This is a genomic window from Pararhizobium antarcticum, from assembly GCF_001885585.1.
Lineage (GTDB): Bacteria > Pseudomonadota > Alphaproteobacteria > Rhizobiales > Rhizobiaceae > Pararhizobium > Pararhizobium antarcticum.
In genome coordinates, this window is record NZ_LSRP01000077.1 from 16,785 (window position 1) to 33,112 (window position 16,328).

Sequence of the window (16,328 nt, forward strand, 5' to 3'; positions counted from 1 at the left end):
CGCGCTCGATGAACTTTTCAGCCTGGGCAATTCGCAATCCGATCGCGCCGATTCTCGCCTTCGTCGTCCTGATGTTCCTCGGCTATCAGGCGTTCAACACGCTGCCGATCACCCGCTTTCCAAACATCGACGTTCCCATCGTTTCGATTTCCGTCGCGCAAAGCGGCGCGGCGCCTGCCGAACTCGAGACGCAGGTGACCAAGGAGATCGAGGATGCCGTCGCCGGCATCACCGGCGTCGATCACATCACCTCGACAATCAGCGACGGCATGTCCACGACGGCCGTTCAGTTCGAGATGGACATTCCGACCAACCAGGCGGTGCAGGATACCAAGGACGCGATCGATCGCATCCGCGGCGACCTGCCGGCTTCGATCGAGGAGCCGATTGTCGCCAAGGTGGATGTCGAGGGCCAGGCCATCCAGACCTTTGCCGTTTCGGCACCGGGCATGACGCTGGAAGAAATCTCCTGGTTTGTCGACGATACGATCAAGCGCTCGCTGCAGGGCAGAAGCGGCATCGGCCGCATCGACCGCTACGGCGGCGCCGACCGCGAAGTGCGCATCGAGCTCAACCAGGACCGGCTGAACTCCTACGGGATCACCGCATCGGACGTGAACAACCAGTTGCGCAAGATGAACACCGACCTCGGCTCCGGCCGTGGCCAGGTGGGCGGCAGCGAGCAGGCCATCCGCACGCTTGGCGACGCCCGATCCGTCGAAGCACTGACGAGCACCATGATCGCCACGCCGAACGGCCGCTTCGTGCGCCTTGCCGAACTCGGCACAGTCACCGATACCTATGAGGAGCCAAAGTCCTTCTCGCGCTTCGACGGCGATCCGGTCGTCACTTTCGCGGTCTTCCGGGCCAAGGGTGCCAGCGAGGTTTCCGTCGCCGAAACAGTCTCCGGCGCGCTGGATGACGTGCGGGCGAAGAATCCTGACGTTGCGATCGATCTGATCAATGACAGCGTCTATTTCACCTATGGCAATTACGAAGCCGCCATCCATACATTGCTTGAAGGTGCGCTTCTGGCGGTTGCCGTCGTGCTTCTGTTCCTGCGCAACTGGCGCGCCACGCTGATTTCAGCGATGGCGCTGCCGCTCTCGGCCATCCCCACCTTCTGGGTCATGGACATGCTTGGCTTCTCGCTGAATCTCGTCAGCTTCCTGGCGCTGACGCTGGCCACCGGGATCCTGGTGGATGACGCCATCGTCGAGATCGAGAACATCGCGCGGCACATCAAGATGGGCAAGACGCCGTATCGTGCCGCCATCGAAGCCGCCGACGAGATCGGTCTTGCGGTCATCGCCACGACTTTTACCATTATCGCCGTCTTCGTGCCGGTCTCGTTCATGCCCGGCATTCCCGGCCAGTATTTCATCCAGTTTGGTCTGACGGTCGCCGTATCCGTGTTCTTCTCGCTGGCGGTCGCCCGCCTGATAACACCTGTGATGGCGGCCTATCTGATGCGCTCCAATGATGGCGATGGCCATCACGAGGACAAGGACGGCGCGATCATGCGCGGTTACACCTGGATCGTCACCACGACGACCAGACGCTGGTACATGCGCTATTTGACGCTGCTTGCCGCCATCGGCTTCGTCGTTGGTTCGGTCATGCTGCTGATGACCGTTCCCGGCAGCTTCCTGCCACCGGAAGACGCGTCGCGCATCGTGCTTTCCGTCGAATTGCCGCCGAATGCCATGCTCGAGGACACAGACCGCACCAGCACCGAGATCTATGACAGGATCAAGGGTCTGGACGGCGTCGAGGGCATCTTCGTGCTGGGTGGCGCATCGCCGAAGGGCGATCTCGAACTGCGCCGCGCGACGATCACTGTCATGCTCGACAAGCTCGACCATTCGCTGGTCAACAAGCTGGTGAACGATGTGCTCGGAAGCACGCCGCTGATCGGTCAATACATGCCGAAACTGCCGCCGGCCGGCCGTATCATCCCGCAGGCGCAGATCGAAAAACAGGTCTATGCTGCGGTCCGGTCCATTCCGGACGTGCGCATCCTCAAGCTTAACGACCGCGGCGAGCGCGACCTTGCGTTCAACCTTCTGTCCAACAATGACGAGGACCTGAACAGCGCCGTTTCGCTTCTCGAAGGCAAGCTGCGCGGTGAACCGCTTCTTGCCAATGTCAGCCCGGACGGCGCCCTGCCCCGGCCCGAACTGCAGATCCGGCCGCGCACCGACCAGATGTCCCGGCTTGGCATCACCACATCGCAGATTGCCGAGGTCGTGCGCGTTGCCACCACCGGCGATATCGATGCAGCCCTGACGAAGATGTCGCTCGACAGCCGCCAGATCCCGATCCGCGTCCAGATCGATACGGACTTCCGCACCGATCTGGCCGCTATCCGCAACCTGAAGGTCCAGACGGCCGCCGGCGCGCTGGTGCCGCTCGCGACCGTTGCCGATATCAACTATTCGGAAGGTCCAAGTTCGATCAAGCGCTACGACCGCAATCGTGTGGTGACGATCGGGGCCGACCTTCCGATCGGCGTCGCGCTGAATTCAGCCTCCGACCGTTTCAAGGAAATCGCCAAGGAAACAACCCTTCCGCCGAGCGTGCAATTCCTCGAAAGCGGCGACGCTGAAGTGCAGGCGGAAATGGAGCAGGGCTTCGTCAACGCCATGCTGCTCGGCCTGATGCTGGTTCTCGTCGTCCTGATCCTTTTGTTCAAGGACGTGATCCAGCCGTTCACCATTCTGTTCTCGTTGCCGCTGGCCATTGGCGGCGTGGCGATAGGCCTGATTGTGACCCAGAACGCCATGTCGATGCCGGTTCTCATCGGTATTCTCATGCTCATGGGCATCGTCACGAAGAACGCCATCCTCTTGGTCGATTTTGCCATCGAAATGATCCATCAGGGCATGGAGCGTACCCATGCCATGGTCGAGGCCGGCCGCAAGCGGGCGAGACCGATCATCATGACCTCGATCGCTATGTCGGCCGGCATGCTGCCCTCCGCGCTCGGCGTCGGTGAAGGCGGCTCGTTCCGCGCACCGATGGCCATTGCCGTGATCGGCGGCATCATCGTTTCGACGGTGATCTCGCTGGTTGTCGTACCGGCCTTCTTCCTGATCATGGACGACCTGTCGCATCTGCTCGGCCGGCTGTTTGGCCGATTTGTCGGCAAGAAGGACGTGGAAATGCAGGTGCTGGAAAACGAGGCTTTGACGGAAGCGGTGACCGATCAGGCAACGACGATCGCCGAACTGCAGGCCCGCCTGGACCGCCTCGAAGGCCGCAACAGCAAAGGCGGCGGCTCCAACGTCATCAACCATCCGGCGCTCGCTGCGGAATAGCAGGCACCCTCAAAACCGAAGACGCCGCGTGCAGCCCAGCACGCGGCGTCTTTGATTCCAGTCCTGGCTATTCTCAGAGACCGCCCTGAACCGTGAGGAAATCGACGATCGTATCAACCCCCTCGCCGCGCTTCATGTCCGAAAACACAAAGGCGCCGCCGGCGCGCATGCGGGTTGCGTCGCGCTCCATCACGTCGAGATCGGCGCCGACATAGGGGGCCAGATCCTTCTTGTTGATGACCAGAATATCCGATCGGGTGATTCCCGGACCGCCTTTGCGCGGGATTTCCTCGCCCTGGCAGACGGAAATGACATAGATGGTGATATCGGCAAGATCCGGGGAAAACGTCGCCGCCAGATTGTCGCCGCCGGATTCGATGAAGACGACGTCGAGATCGGGAATGCGCCGGTTGAGATCGGCAATCGCCTGCAGGTTGATCGAGGCGTCCTCGCGGATGGCCGTGTGCGGGCACCCGCCCGTTTCGACGCCGACAATGCGCTCCGATGGCAAGGCCTGCATGCGCACGAGAGCCTCGGCATCCTCCTTGGTGTAGATGTCATTGGTCACCACGGCCACCGAGTAACGGTCGCGCATTGCCTTGCAGAGCTTGTCAGTCAGCGCTGTCTTGCCGGACCCGACAGGGCCGCCGATTCCGACGCGCAGAGGACCGTTTGCAGATTTCATCGTCGTCTTCCTTCTCAAATCCGCATGATCCGACTCAGGAGCGGAACAGGCGCGAATGCAATGTCTCATGTTTCAGCGACGCAATGTCGGCCATGACCGTCGCCGAGCCGAGATCGTCGAGCGTGCTCTCGGCCGCGCGTTTGGCGACATCGCCGATCGCAGGTTCGAGAGCCGCCAGGATGCCGACACCATCGCGCTGACCCATGACGCCGCAGCGAATGGCGACGGAAACCGAATTCGAAGCCTGCGCATGCAGATAGGCGGCAAGTGCTGCCGCAAGACCCGTCCGGTGCATGCCGGCGACCGCACCGACCGCAACCGGATAGGGTGCCGTTCCCAACAAGGTGTCGAGCCCCGGGTGCGGCCAGTGCGCCGCAGCCGACAGGAACGCCTCGCCCTGCAGCGTCGTTTCCATGTGCCGCTCGCGCGAGCCGGCAAGCGCGATTGCCAGTTCGCGAACCGACAGCAACCGTGCGGGATCGTCGACCGATCGATAGCTCTCCGCCAGAAGCACGGCATCGTTCCAGCCCGTGCCGCTGACAACCACCGTCTTCAACCATGCGCTCAAACCCGGCGCATCGGCAATCAGTCCCTCGTGGATCGCCTGCTCCAGACCACCGGAATAGGAGAAGGCGCCGATCGGAAAGGCTGGCGACAGCCATGTCAGCAACCGGACAAGCGCCTGCGTCTTGTCAGGTTCATCCATGCGCGTGACTGTGACCATGTCCATGGCTGTGACCGCCCGACCCGTGATAGGCTCCGCGCATCGGCTGAAACGGCTCCGTCACGTCGCTGACGTCAGCGCCGAGCCTTTCGAGCATGGCCCTGATGACCGGATCGCGCGCAATCAGGATCCTGTCTTCGCGCAGTTCTGCAGGCAGGTGCCGGTTGCCGAGATGCCAGGCAAGTTCGATCAGGTGCTGGCGATCGCGTGGACGGATATCATAGAGGGCTTCCTCCGTGGCGGCGATCCGCACATAGTCCCCGCTATCGAGAACCAGTAGATCACCATCGGCAAGCATCACCGCTTCCTTGAGGTCAAGCATGACGACATCATCGTCAGGCAGATGCAGGAGCTTGCGACGCAGGTGTCGCTGGTCATGGGCAAGCGCAATGGTGTGCAACGGCACCACGTCAGCCGGACCCGGCGACAGGATTTCCGTGGAACGATAGGGCATTTCAGAGTACCTCGACTTTTTCCGGATGAAACAGTTCAACGCGCCCGTCTATCACCAGGCTCGCCGTCGCGCGTTGAAACGCCTTTGCGGGCCTGTGCGTCAGATGCGCATCGAACGAGGCCCGGCTCCTCCAGTTTTCGACGAAAACCAGCGTGTCTGCGACCCCCGGTTTTTGGTAGAGATCATAGGAAAGACAGTCCTTTTCCAAGCGGGCGGCCGCGATCAGTGGCTGCGCCACGGCAACGACGTCGGCGGCCCGACCCTGCTGGACTTTGACATAGGCGACGACATAAACCATGGAACGCCTTTCCTGGAAACACAGACTAGAACAGAAAATACCGCTGCGCCATGGGCAGCACCGTCGCCGGCTGGCAGGTTAGCAATTCGCCATCGGCGCGCACCTCGTAGGTTTCCGGATCGACCTCGATATGCGGCGTCAGGCTGTTGTGGATCATCGAATGTTTGCCGATGCCGCCCCGGGTGTTTTTCACCGCCAGCAGTTCCTTACCGACCCCCAGCCGTGCTTTCAGGCCCGCATCCAGCGAAGCCTGCGATACGAAGGTGGCCGAGGAATTGGTGCGGGCCTTGCCGAAGGCCCCGAACATCGGCCGGTAGTGCACCGGCTGCGGTGTCGGGATCGAGGCGTTCGGATCGCCCATGGGCGCTGCCGCGATCATGCCGCCGAGCAGCACCATGTCTGGCTTCACGCCGAAGAAGGCGGGGTTCCAGATCACCAGATCGGCACGCTTGCCCACCTCGATCGAGCCGATCTCATGGGAAAGACCCTGCGCGATGGCCGGGTTGATCGTGTATTTGGCGATATAGCGCCGGACCCGGAAATTGTCGTTCTCGCCGGTTTCCGAGGCGAGACGCCCGCGCTGGCGCTTCATCTTGTCGGCGGTCTGCCAGGTGCGGATGGCGACTTCCCCGACGCGGCCCATGGCCTGGCTGTCGGAAGAGATGATCGAGAAGGCGCCGATATCGTGGAGGATGTCTTCTGCCGCGATGGTTTCCTTGCGGATCCGGCTTTCGGCAAAGGCGATGTCTTCCGGGATAGACGGCGACAGATGATGGCAGACCATCAGCATGTCGAGATGTTCGGCCAGCGTATTGATCGTGTAGGGCCGCGTCGGATTGGTCGAGGACGGGATGACGTTCGACTGGCCGCAGATCTTGATGATGTCGGGCGCATGCCCGCCGCCCGCCCCTTCCGTGTGGAAGGCATGGATGGTGCGGCCCTTGATGGCACCGATCGTATCCTCGACGAAGCCGCTTTCGTTCAGCGTGTCTGTGTGGATCATCACCTGCACGTCGTATTCGTCGGCAACCGAAAGGCAGCAGTCGATGGCGGCCGGCGTCGTGCCCCAGTCCTCGTGCAGTTTCAGGCTGGACGCACCGGCAAGCACCATCTCGACCAGCGGCGCAGGCAGCGAGGCATTGCCCTTGCCGGCAAGGGCAAGGTTCATCGGGAAGCCATCGAAACTCTCGATCATCCGTTCGATGTGCCAGGCGCCGGTGCAGGTGGTCGCGAGCGTGCCGTGGGCGGGACCGCTGCCACCGCCGAGCATCGTCGTGATCCCCGACATCAGCGCTTCCTCGATCTGCTGCGGGCAGATGAAGTGGATATGGGCATCCATGCCGCCGGCCGTGAGAATTTTGCCTTCGCCGGCGATAACCTCTGTCGATGGTCCGACGATGATCGTCACACCCGGCTGCGTGTCCGGATTGCCGGCCTTGCCGATCCCGGCGATCCGGCCGTTCTTCAGGCCGACATCGGCCTTGACGATCCCCCAGTGATCGACGACCAGCGCGTTGGTGATCACCGTATCGACCGCGCCCTCGGCACGGGTCGCCTGGCTCTGGCCCATGCCGTCGCGGATGACCTTGCCGCCACCAAACTTCACTTCATCGCCATAGGTGGTGAAATCCTTCTCCACCTCGATGAACAGTTCGGTATCCGCCAGCCGCACCTTGTCGCCGGTGGTCGGCCCGAACATCGAGGCATAGGCGGCGCGTGACATCTTGTAGGACATGGGTTCGGGTTCCTTCGAAAACGCTTAAAGAGGCAAGGTCTCCAGTCGCTGCAGGCGACCGGCTGCGATGTAACTGTCCACCAGACGCTTTTCGGCGGCAAACGGATGCCCGGCCCAGCCCTGATGGCCAAAGCCGGCAATGGTGACCCGGTCGCCCGGCATCGCCCGCCGATCCAGGATCTCGTCGATAACCAGCATGCCACTGCTCGGCACGACATAGGGCTCGGCACCGGTGGCACTCAGGCGATCGTCCACAGCCGCATGGGCTTCCGCCGGCATCTGAAACAGGCGACGCCCCGTGGCCGCCGCAAAGGCAGAAAAGCCAGCGCTGTAGTCGTCGCAGAAATCCTCGAGAGAGGGATGCCGGACGGCCAGATCGCCGCGCAGGGCCTTGAATTTTTCGGGCGCCCGCGTGCACCAGATTTCCGATGCCCGGCGCACCGCGGCGTTGGTCTTCCACGTCCCCCCGCCAAGCATCGACAGGGCCGGACGCCCGGTATTGCAGACGGCTACGATATCCGTCCTGGTGCCGCCGGCCCCGTAGGAGCGGCAATCGTTGAAGCGCACGACCAGATCGGCGGCATCGATCGCCGCTGCATGCTCCGGACCGATCTCGCCATTGCCGACGATCATGATGCTCTGCCCCACGCTCAATCCCAAATTCCGCTCATCAATAGGCTTCCAGCACGTCTTTCAGTTCCGCCGTCCGCCTTGTCGTCAGGTCGGCCAGGCAACCCGAGACCAGCATCGGTTCCATCGAACCGCCACGCGCCGAAAAGCCGGACAAAACGCATTGCCCGTCGCGATAGCCAATCCACGCACGCTGGGCCTTCTTCAAAGCATCGGCAGCGCCGACAAGGCTTGGATCCGATCCGGCCATCGCCTTGTCGACCCCGACCATATGCGCCATCACCATCTTGTAGGTCGCATTCAGCACCTTGTCGGCAGCCTCGTATTCACGGTTGGCGCAGTAATTCAGCTCGAACTGCGTCGTGGCATTCCCGCAATCAATATCCGGATCCTCCTGCGCCACGGATACGCCGGCACCGACCAGAAGCGTCGTGATTGCGAGACCGAAGAGCAGACTGCGAGATCTCATAGAGCCCCCATGACTTCCTGCCGGAAACCGTAGACTTCACGCTTGCCGGCGAAGGGAATGAGATGAACAGTCCGGGTCTGGCCCGGCTCGAAACGCACCGCCGTGCCTGCCGGAATATCGAGCCGCCGGCCGTGGGCTGCGCTGCGGTCGAACGCAAGACCCGGATTGGTTTCGGCAAAATGATAGTGGCTGCCCACCTGCACGGGACGGTCGCCGGTGTTGGAAACGTCGAGGCTGATGCTTTCCAGACCGGCATTCAGCTCGATCTCGCCCTCTGCTGCAATGATTTCGCCCGGGATCATGCGTCTCTCCTGTTCATGTGGCTCTGGTTGCCTGGTCATCACCCGGCGCACAGCCTTCGGCTTTCAACACGCGCAGCAACGAAGGCGGGTTGTTTTCAAGTTTTGCGGCGGGCCGGATCGGACGGCGGACAAGCTCGCCGCCGCAGTTCGGGCAGATGCCCGAAAGTGTCTCCGACGCGCAATCGCTGCAGAACGTGCATTCGAAACTGCAGATCAGCGCGTCCCGGCTATCGGGTGGAAGATCCCGGTCGCAGCATTCGCAATTGGGTGTGAGCGCCAGCATCGCCGATCCTCAGCGAATGGGTTCGTGCACGGTGACAAGCTTGGTGCCGTCTGGGAACGTCGCCTCGATCTGGATGTCGTGGATCATTTCCGGAATGCCCTCCATCACCTGAGACCGCGTGATGACATGGGCGCCCGCCTCCATCAGATCGGCGACGGAACGGCCGTCCCGCGCGCCTTCGACGACAAAATCGCTGATCAGCGCGATGGCTTCCGGGTGATTGAGCTTGACGCCGCGCTCGAGCCGCCGGCGGGCTACCATGGCGGCCATCGAAATCAGCAGTTTGTCTTTTTCGCGGGGAGTGAGATTCATGCGTCGCCACCGATATTGCGTGCCAGATTACAGTGTCCAGACTTTCGGCACTGGCGCGCCTTTACGCAAGTGCGAAATGAGTGGGATGAGGATTTTTCTCAAGGCAAAGCCATCCTTTGCCGCAAGCCGCGCGACGAGTTTGTCCTCGCCTGCGACCTGGTACTGGCTGACACCGCCCGAAGCATTTCCGAGTAGACGGCGCAAGCCCGCGACCAGCGCCTCGCAATCCGGCCCCGTATAGAAGATCGTTGCGAAAGCGACCTTGCCGCCCAGCACCGCAGCGCCTTGCGTCAAGGCGCCGACATCGCCCGAAAGCCGCATGTTTTCCGCATGGATGAGCGCGCCGGATTTACGGATGCGCCAGCAATCCTGGAACAGGCCCGTCTCCATTGCCTCGCCCATGGCCGTACGACCGAGCAGCACCGCTTCGACCGCGAGAAACTGCCCGCCGTCGGCAATATCGACCTCCAGGCGGCGGCTGAGCGAGGCCCGCTCGAACAGGATCGTCTCCTGCGGGAGCCAGTTGACACTTGCCCCCGGCCCGACCTCGATCCTCGTTGCAACCCCGGCTGTGTCGGCGCTCGCCTTGTAGATTTTTTCGCAGGCCTGCGTCGTCAAAGTCAGTTGCGTGCCTTCGCCCGACGCAAAGCTCCAGTCCATCCGGTCGCCGCCGGTCAGGCCGCCGGAACTGTTGATCAGCACCGCCTCCATCGTTCCGTCGAAGCTCTCGGGCAGGCGGATCTTGGCGCAGCCTTCCTGGTAGAGTTCGGCAAGGCGGGTGCGGCCGGCAAACGGCTTTGCCACCAGCCGTCCCTTGCCCCAGGCCCGTTGCGGGGCAATCACTGCCGCCTGTTCCATAAAATCCGCCGTCAGACTGTGAGGTGGCGGCGCGCTTCCGGCGTATCCAGCGTTTCGGCCGGGCCTTCATGCACGATCTCGCCACGATCCATGATGTAGACATGGTCTGCAAGCTCGCGGCAGAAGTCAAGGTATTGTTCCACAAGCAGAATCGCCATGCCGGTCGAATCCCGCAGATACTGGATGGCGCGGCCGATATCCTTGATGATCGAGGGCTGGATACCCTCGGTCGGCTCGTCGAGCACCAGGATTTTCGGACGTGTGACCAACGCCCGGCCGATCGCCAGCTGCTGCTGCTGCCCCCCGGACAGATCGCCGCCGCGTCGTTTCAGCATGGTGTTGAGAACCGGAAACAGGCTGAAAATATCGTCCGGAATGAAGCGGTCCTTGCGCGCAACCGGCGCGTAGCCGGACTCCAGGTTTTCCTTGACTGTCAGCAGCGGGAAAACCTCGCGGCCCTGCGGCACGAAACCGATGCCCTGCTTGGCGCGATTGTAGGGTGCCATGCCGTTCAAAAGCTTGCCGTTGAAAGTAACGGTTCCGCCACTGACCGCATGCTGGCCGGTAACCGCGCGCATCAGGCTGGTCTTGCCGACGCCGTTGCGGCCAAGCACGCAGGTGATCTTGCCCATCGGAGCCGTGATGGAGACACCGCGAAGCGCCTGCGCCGCACCATAGTGCAGATTGATGTTATCGACCGTCAGCATGGGGCGGATCCTTGGGAGTGTACGGAGGGATTGACCTCGTTCGTGAGGCCGCTTGCGGCCTCTTCTCCCCAGCGGGGAGAAGGTGGCGCAAAGCGCCGGATGAGGGGGATTGCTGACTCGGAACTCCCGGCGAAGCCCCCCTCATCGCCTCGCATACGCTCGGCACTTCTCCCCGTTGGGGAGAAGGGGGAGACCGCATCAAGCTCCGTAGCAAACAGCGAGACGTTATAGTGCATGATCACCGCCCCAGATAATTCTCGATCACCTTCGGATCGCTGCTGACAAAATCGATCGAGCCTTCGGCAAGCACCGATCCCTCGGCAAGGCACGTCACCTTGACGCCGAGATCGCGAATGAAGCCCATATCGTGCTCGACGACGACGACGGAGCGGGTCTTGGCGATTTCCTTCAAAAGCACCGCTGTCTCGGAGGTTTCGGCGTCAGTCATGCCGGCAACCGGCTCGTCGACCAAAAGAAGCTTCGGTTCCTGCGCCAGCAGCATGCCGATTTCCAGCCACTGCTTTTGGCCATGGGAAAGATTGGCGGCCAGATCGTCCTTGCGCGCCGTCATGCGCACGGTTTCGAGGATTTCCTCGATGCGGGCCTTGTCGCCGGGTGTCATGCGGTAGAACAGGGTCGAGAACACGCCGCGTTTGCGGTTCAGCGCCAGCTCGATATTGTCCCACACCGTATGGCTTTCAAACACCGTTGGCTTCTGGAACTTGCGGCCGATGCCGAGCTGGGCAATGTCGGCTTCATCCTTCTTGGTCAGGTCGACTTCGCCATTGAAAAAAACCTGCCCCGAATCCGGCCGGGTCTTGCCGGTGATAATGTCCATCATCGTCGTCTTGCCGGCGCCGTTCGGCCCGATGATCGCCCTGAGCTCTCCTGGCTCGACCACGAAAGACAGAGAATTCAGCGCCTTGAAACCATCAAAGGAGACGGAGACACCATCGAGATAGAGCATGCTTGTCGACATTTTTCCGGCCATGGCTCTACTCCGCTGCCTGTGGGCTTGCTGTGGTTGCGGTCAGGGCCGCCGCCTTGTCTTCCTGGTAGGTCTTCTCGGTTTCGCCGGCAGCCTTGTATTCCCGGCGGCGCGCAAAATACTGCTCGACCGTACCGACAATGCCCTTGGGCAGGAACAGCGTGGTGGCCACGAACAGGGCACCGAGCGCAAACAGCCAGAACTCCGGGAAGGCGGCCGTGAAGATGCTCTTGCCGAAGTTGACGAGGATGGCGCCGATGATCGGGCCGATCAGCGTTCCGCGTCCGCCGACAGCCGTCCAGATGACCACCTCGATGGAGTTTGCCGGGGCAAACTCGCCCGGATTGATAATGCCGACCTGCGGCACGTAAAGCGCGCCGGCGACACCCGCCATCATTGCCGAGATCGTGAAGATGAAGAGCTTCATGTTCTCAACGCGATAGCCGAGGAAGCGCGTCCGGCTTTCCGCATCCCGCACGCCGACCAGAACCTTGCCGTATTTCGACCGGACGATGGCCGAACTGAGCAGCAGCGCCAGTGCCAGGGCAATGGCGGTTGCGGCAAACAGCGAGGCGCGTGTTCCCGCGGCCTGGATATTCTGTCCGAGAATATCCTTGAAGTCCGTCAGGCCGTTATTGCCGCCAAAGCCCATTTCGTTGCGGAAGAAGGCGAGGAGCAAAGCATAGGTCATGGCCTGCGTGATGATCGACAGGTAGACGCCTGTGACGCGCGAGCGGAAGGCCAGCCAACCGAAGACGAAGGCGAGCAGGCCAGTCACGACAATCACCATCAGGGCGGCAAAACCGAAATGGCTGAAACCATACCAGTACCAGGGCAATTCCGGCCAGTTGAGGAAGACCATGAAGTCCGGCAGGTCCGGATTGGCATAGACGCCGCGATTGCCGATCTGGCGCATCAGGTACATGCCCATGGCATAACCGCCCAGCGCAAAGAAGGCGCCATGGCCGAGCGACAGGATGCCGCAATAGCCCCAGACAAGATCGAGCGCGAGCGCCAGCAGCGCATAGCAGAGATATTTTCCCAGCAGCGGCACAAGATAGCCCGGGATATGCAGCGGATTGCTTTCTGCCAGAAGCAGGTTTGACAGCGGAACGAAGGCAGCGGCCAGAAGGATCAGAAAAGCGACGATGAGCGTCTTCTTTTCGTGGGTGCGCAGGAGCATTTGCGAAATCATTGTTCGACCGCCCTTCCCTTGAGCGCGAACAGCCCGCGCGGCCGCCGCTGAATGAACAGAATGATGAGAACCAGGATCAGGATCTTGCCAAGCACGGCGCCGGCATAGGGCTCGAGAAACTTGTTGGCGATGCCGAGCGTCAGCGCGCCGACCAGCGTGCCCCAGAGATTGCCGACCCCGCCGAACACGACGACCATGAAGCTGTCGATGATGTAGTTCTGCCCGAGATTGGGCGAGACGTTGTCGATCTGGCTGAGTGCGACCCCGGCAATGCCGGCAATGCCGGAGCCGAGACCGAAGGTCAGCGCATCGACCCAGGGGGTGCGGATACCCATGGAAGAAGCCATGCGTCGGTTCTGGGTGACAGCGCGCATCTGCAGGCCAAATTTCGAACGCTTCAGCAGCAGCAGCAGGGCGATGAAGACGCCGATCGAAAAGACGATGATCCACATCCGGTTATAGGTGATCGACAGACCGCCAAAGTCGAACGCGCCGGACATCCAGCTCGGATTGTCCACCTGTCGGTTGGTCGGCCCGAAGATCGTGCGGATCGACTGTTGCAGGATGAGCGACAGACCCCAGGTGGCAAGCAGCGTCTCGAGCGGCCGGCCATAGAGCCAGCGGATAATGCTGCGCTCGATGCCGATACCGACGAGACCGGTGAAGAGAAAAGCCATCGGTACCGCAAAAGCCAGCGTGTAATCGACAAGCCCGGGTGCAACGGCAGCCACGGTCTGCTGCACGACATAGGTCGTGTAGGCGCCGAGCATGACCATTTCGCCATGCGCCATGTTGATGATGCCCATGACGCCGAAGGTGATTGCCAGACCGATGGCGGCCAGCAGCAGCACCGACCCCAGCGACAGCCCGTACCAGAGGTTCTGGGCGACGTCCCACACGGCAAGGCTGCTCTCGATCGAGCTGATGTGGCGCTCAATTTCAGGCTTTAGTTCTACCGGCGCGCTGGTCAGCGCGGCCTTCAGGATCGTCAGCGCATCGCGATTGCCGCGCGACGCGACCATTTCGATGGCTGCCTCCTTTTCGGCGACGCTGGCGTCGGTTTTCAGCAGGATGACAGCGCGCACAGCCTCCATCGTGTTCTTGACCTCGGTATCCTTTTCCTCCGCCAGCGCGCTGTTGAGAAGATCCAGATTGTCCGGGTTCGCATCCCTTAGCAGGTCCTGTGCCGCAGCCAGACGCGCCGAGCGGTCCGGGCTCATCAGTGTCAGCTGGCTCATCGCCGCGGTGATCGCGCCACGCAGACTGTTGTTGAGGCGGATTTTGGTGAGATTTCCGGGCGCATCGGCAACCGGCGTACCCGTGAGCACATCGACGAAACTGCCATCGCTGTCACCGGCGAGATAGATGGGGCCGCCATTTTTGGCTGCAAAAAGTTTGCCGTCGCTGAGGTTCTGCAGGATCTCCGCGACCTTGGGATCGCCGGATGCAGCCAGCGCGTTGACCGCCTGGACCTTCTGGGGGAAATTGCCGACACCGAGCGCATCGACGAGCGGCCTTATGTCTTCCTGGGCACGCAGCCCGGTTGCCAGGCAACTGACGAGAAGACAAAGGGCGACAAGGAAGGTTTGGATGGCGCGATACATGGCTCTTCTTGTTCCGTTGGATCCGGCGCTGCGCCTCGGGAGATAGCGCGGCATCAAAGCTGTTGCCTAACATTTCCGCATATCCGTGCCGGCTGAGGACCAGATCGAACACCAGGGAAGCGATCGGCCGCCCGGAACAGGTGCCGCCGTTCACGAAGCAGGAAACGTGCCACCTGTGGGCGCCCTCATGAGCGCAAGATGGGAGTGAAGTCCCTCCGTCCAGATGGGAGACCGGGACGGAGGGTATTGGCGTAAAATCAAAACGTCATGGGATCATTTGAGAGTGACGGCCGAGACCGTCACCCGAATATATTGACCTTGATGAAAACAGCAATCTTACTATCAGGAACCCTTGCCACCACACTTGCCGGTGGCAACGTTGAAGTTGCCGCACTCCATCGGCTTGCGCCAATCGGAGATAAGATCCTTCGAGTCGGGCAGGTAGTCGGACCATTCGTCACCGACGACGGCCGGGGTCTGCTGCACGATTTCGAACTGGCCGTCTTCCTGGATTTCACCGATCAGCACCGGCTTGGTGATGTGGTGGTTCGGCATGACGGTGGCATAGCCGCCCGAAAGGTTCGGAACGGTCGTGCCGATGATCGTGTCGAGAACGGCGTCCGTGTCTGTCGTGCCGGCAGCTTCGACGGCAGATACCCAGGCCTTGAAGCCGATATAGGCAGCTTCCATCGGGTCGTTGGTAACGCGCTTGTCGTTCTTGGTGTAGGCATGCCACTGTTCGATGAACTCGGCATTGACCGGCGCATCAACCGACTGGAAGTAGTTCCAGGCAGCAAGATGGCCAACCAGCGGCTTCGTATCGAGGCCCGCGAGTTCTTCTTCCCCGACGGAGAACGCGATAACAGGGATGTCGGTGGCCTTGATGCCCTGGTTGCCGAGTTCCTTGTAGAAGGGAACGTTGGCATCACCATTGATCGTCGAGACGACCGCGGTCTTCTTGCCGGCCGAGCCGAATTCCTTGATCTTGGCAACTTCCGTCTGCCAGTCGGAGAAACCGAACGGCGTGTAGTTGATCAGGATGTCTTCCTTCGGGATGCCCTTCGCGATCAGGTAGGCTTCCAGGATCTTGTTGGTCGTGCGCGGATAGACATAGTCGGTGCCTTCCAGAACGAAACGCTCGACGCCTTCGGTTTCCATCAGGTAATCGACGGCCGGAATGGCCTGCTGGTTCGGCGCGGCGCCTGTGTAGAAAATGTTGCGCGAGGATTCTTCACCCTCGTACTGGACCGGGTAGAAGAGGATGGAATTCAGCTCTTCGAAAACAGGCAGGACGGATTTGCGCGACGACGAGGTCCAGCAACCGAATACGGCCGAAACCTTGTTGACCGAGATCAGCTCGCGGGCCTTTTCGGCGAACAGCGGCCAGTCGGAGGCCGGATCGACGACGACGGCTTCAAGTTTCTTGCCGAGCAGACCGCCCTTCTTGTTCTGATCCTCGATGAGCATCAGCATGGCATCCTTGAGCGTGGTCTCGGAGATGGCCATCGTGCCGGACAGCGAATGCAGAACGCCGACCTTGATCGTGTCTTCCTGCGCAATTGCAGGGGACATTGCTGTCGCAGCCAGTGCCGCGGCCAGAAACGCACCCATGACATGAGATTTGATTTTCATTGTGAACCCCTCTCGTTCTCTTGACGACGGCGTCTTGGGAGACCTTTAACCGTTCGTAAACAGACTATCCGCCGGGGTTCATCAAAGCTGTATACGTCAATTGACGTAGTCGGGGTGGGCAAGTGTGCAATG

General features: G+C 61.3%; 17 protein-coding genes. 1 reads left to right on the top strand and 16 read right to left on the bottom strand.

The features are described from left to right. Positions 1-8 precede the first annotated feature (8 nt). Positions 9-3,320 (top strand): efflux RND transporter permease subunit, encoded by a 3,312-nt coding sequence (locus AX760_RS09385; protein ID WP_071832624.1) that lies wholly within the window; start codon positions 9-11, stop codon positions 3,318-3,320. A gap of 73 nt (positions 3,321-3,393) precedes the next feature. Here AX760_RS09385 and ureG read toward each other — a convergent pair whose 3' ends face one another. From ureG to urtA, 16 genes are all read right to left on the bottom strand, one after another. Continuing rightward, positions 3,394-4,005 carry an urease accessory protein UreG gene (ureG, locus tag AX760_RS09390; RefSeq protein ID WP_071832625.1) on the bottom strand — a complete coding sequence of 204 codons (612 nt, stop codon included), beginning with the start codon at positions 4,003-4,005 and terminating at the stop codon, positions 3,394-3,396. 34 nt (positions 4,006-4,039) lie between these two features. After that, positions 4,040-4,711: an urease accessory protein UreF gene (locus tag AX760_RS09395; RefSeq protein ID WP_071832626.1), complete on the bottom strand. Its 672-nt coding sequence runs from the start codon at positions 4,709-4,711 to the stop codon at positions 4,040-4,042. Beyond that, positions 4,704-5,183 carry an urease accessory protein UreE gene (ureE, locus tag AX760_RS09400; RefSeq protein WP_071832627.1) on the bottom strand — a complete coding sequence of 160 codons (480 nt, stop codon included), beginning with the start codon at positions 5,181-5,183 and terminating at the stop codon, positions 4,704-4,706. Before ureE ends, AX760_RS09395 begins: the two co-directional genes overlap by 8 nt. 1 nt (position 5,184) lies before the next feature. After that, positions 5,185-5,481 carry a putative quinol monooxygenase gene (locus tag AX760_RS09405; protein ID WP_071832628.1) on the bottom strand — a complete coding sequence of 99 codons (297 nt, stop codon included), beginning with the start codon at positions 5,479-5,481 and terminating at the stop codon, positions 5,185-5,187. Between the two features lie 25 nt (positions 5,482-5,506). Continuing rightward, positions 5,507-7,216 (bottom strand): urease subunit alpha, encoded by a 1,710-nt coding sequence (gene ureC / locus AX760_RS09410; RefSeq protein WP_071832629.1) that lies wholly within the window; start codon positions 7,214-7,216, stop codon positions 5,507-5,509. 24 nt (positions 7,217-7,240) lie between these two features. Continuing rightward, positions 7,241-7,849 (bottom strand): glycosyltransferase family 29 protein, encoded by a 609-nt coding sequence (locus AX760_RS09415; RefSeq protein ID WP_071832630.1) that lies wholly within the window; start codon positions 7,847-7,849, stop codon positions 7,241-7,243. Positions 7,850-7,886: 37 nt separating this feature from the next. Beyond that, on the bottom strand, positions 7,887-8,315 hold the full coding sequence (locus AX760_RS09420; RefSeq protein ID WP_071832631.1) for a lysozyme inhibitor LprI family protein: 429 nt from the start codon (positions 8,313-8,315) through the stop codon (positions 7,887-7,889). Beyond that, positions 8,312-8,617: an urease subunit beta gene (locus AX760_RS09425; RefSeq protein WP_071832632.1), complete on the bottom strand. Its 306-nt coding sequence runs from the start codon at positions 8,615-8,617 to the stop codon at positions 8,312-8,314. The genes AX760_RS09420 and AX760_RS09425 overlap by 4 nt, the downstream gene beginning before the upstream one ends. 13 nt (positions 8,618-8,630) lie before the next feature. After that, on the bottom strand, positions 8,631-8,900 hold the full coding sequence (locus tag AX760_RS09430; protein ID WP_071832633.1) for a DUF1272 domain-containing protein: 270 nt from the start codon (positions 8,898-8,900) through the stop codon (positions 8,631-8,633). Between the two features lie 9 nt (positions 8,901-8,909). Further along, entirely contained in the window at positions 8,910-9,212 is a 303-nt protein-coding gene (locus AX760_RS09435) for an urease subunit gamma (RefSeq protein WP_071832634.1), read from the bottom strand. Between the two features lie 27 nt (positions 9,213-9,239). Then, positions 9,240-10,070: an urease accessory protein UreD gene (locus AX760_RS09440; RefSeq protein WP_071832635.1), complete on the bottom strand. Its 831-nt coding sequence runs from the start codon at positions 10,068-10,070 to the stop codon at positions 9,240-9,242. An 11-nt stretch (positions 10,071-10,081) separates the two neighbouring features. Beyond that, positions 10,082-10,777: an urea ABC transporter ATP-binding subunit UrtE gene (gene urtE, locus AX760_RS09445; RefSeq protein ID WP_071832636.1), complete on the bottom strand. Its 696-nt coding sequence runs from the start codon at positions 10,775-10,777 to the stop codon at positions 10,082-10,084. Between the two features lie 238 nt (positions 10,778-11,015). Next, positions 11,016-11,768 (bottom strand): urea ABC transporter ATP-binding protein UrtD, encoded by a 753-nt coding sequence (gene urtD / locus AX760_RS09450; protein WP_071832637.1) that lies wholly within the window; start codon positions 11,766-11,768, stop codon positions 11,016-11,018. A 4-nt stretch (positions 11,769-11,772) separates the two neighbouring features. Beyond that, positions 11,773-12,960 carry an urea ABC transporter permease subunit UrtC gene (urtC, locus tag AX760_RS09455; RefSeq protein WP_071832638.1) on the bottom strand — a complete coding sequence of 396 codons (1,188 nt, stop codon included), beginning with the start codon at positions 12,958-12,960 and terminating at the stop codon, positions 11,773-11,775. Next, a complete protein-coding gene (urtB, locus tag AX760_RS09460) occupies positions 12,957-14,564 on the bottom strand; it encodes an urea ABC transporter permease subunit UrtB (protein ID WP_071832639.1) in 1,608 nt (535 codons plus the stop codon). Before urtB ends, urtC begins: the two co-directional genes overlap by 4 nt. A 342-nt stretch (positions 14,565-14,906) precedes the next feature. Next, on the bottom strand, positions 14,907-16,196 hold the full coding sequence (gene urtA / locus AX760_RS09465) for an urea ABC transporter substrate-binding protein (RefSeq protein ID WP_071832640.1): 1,290 nt from the start codon (positions 16,194-16,196) through the stop codon (positions 14,907-14,909). Positions 16,197-16,328 lie beyond the last annotated feature (132 nt).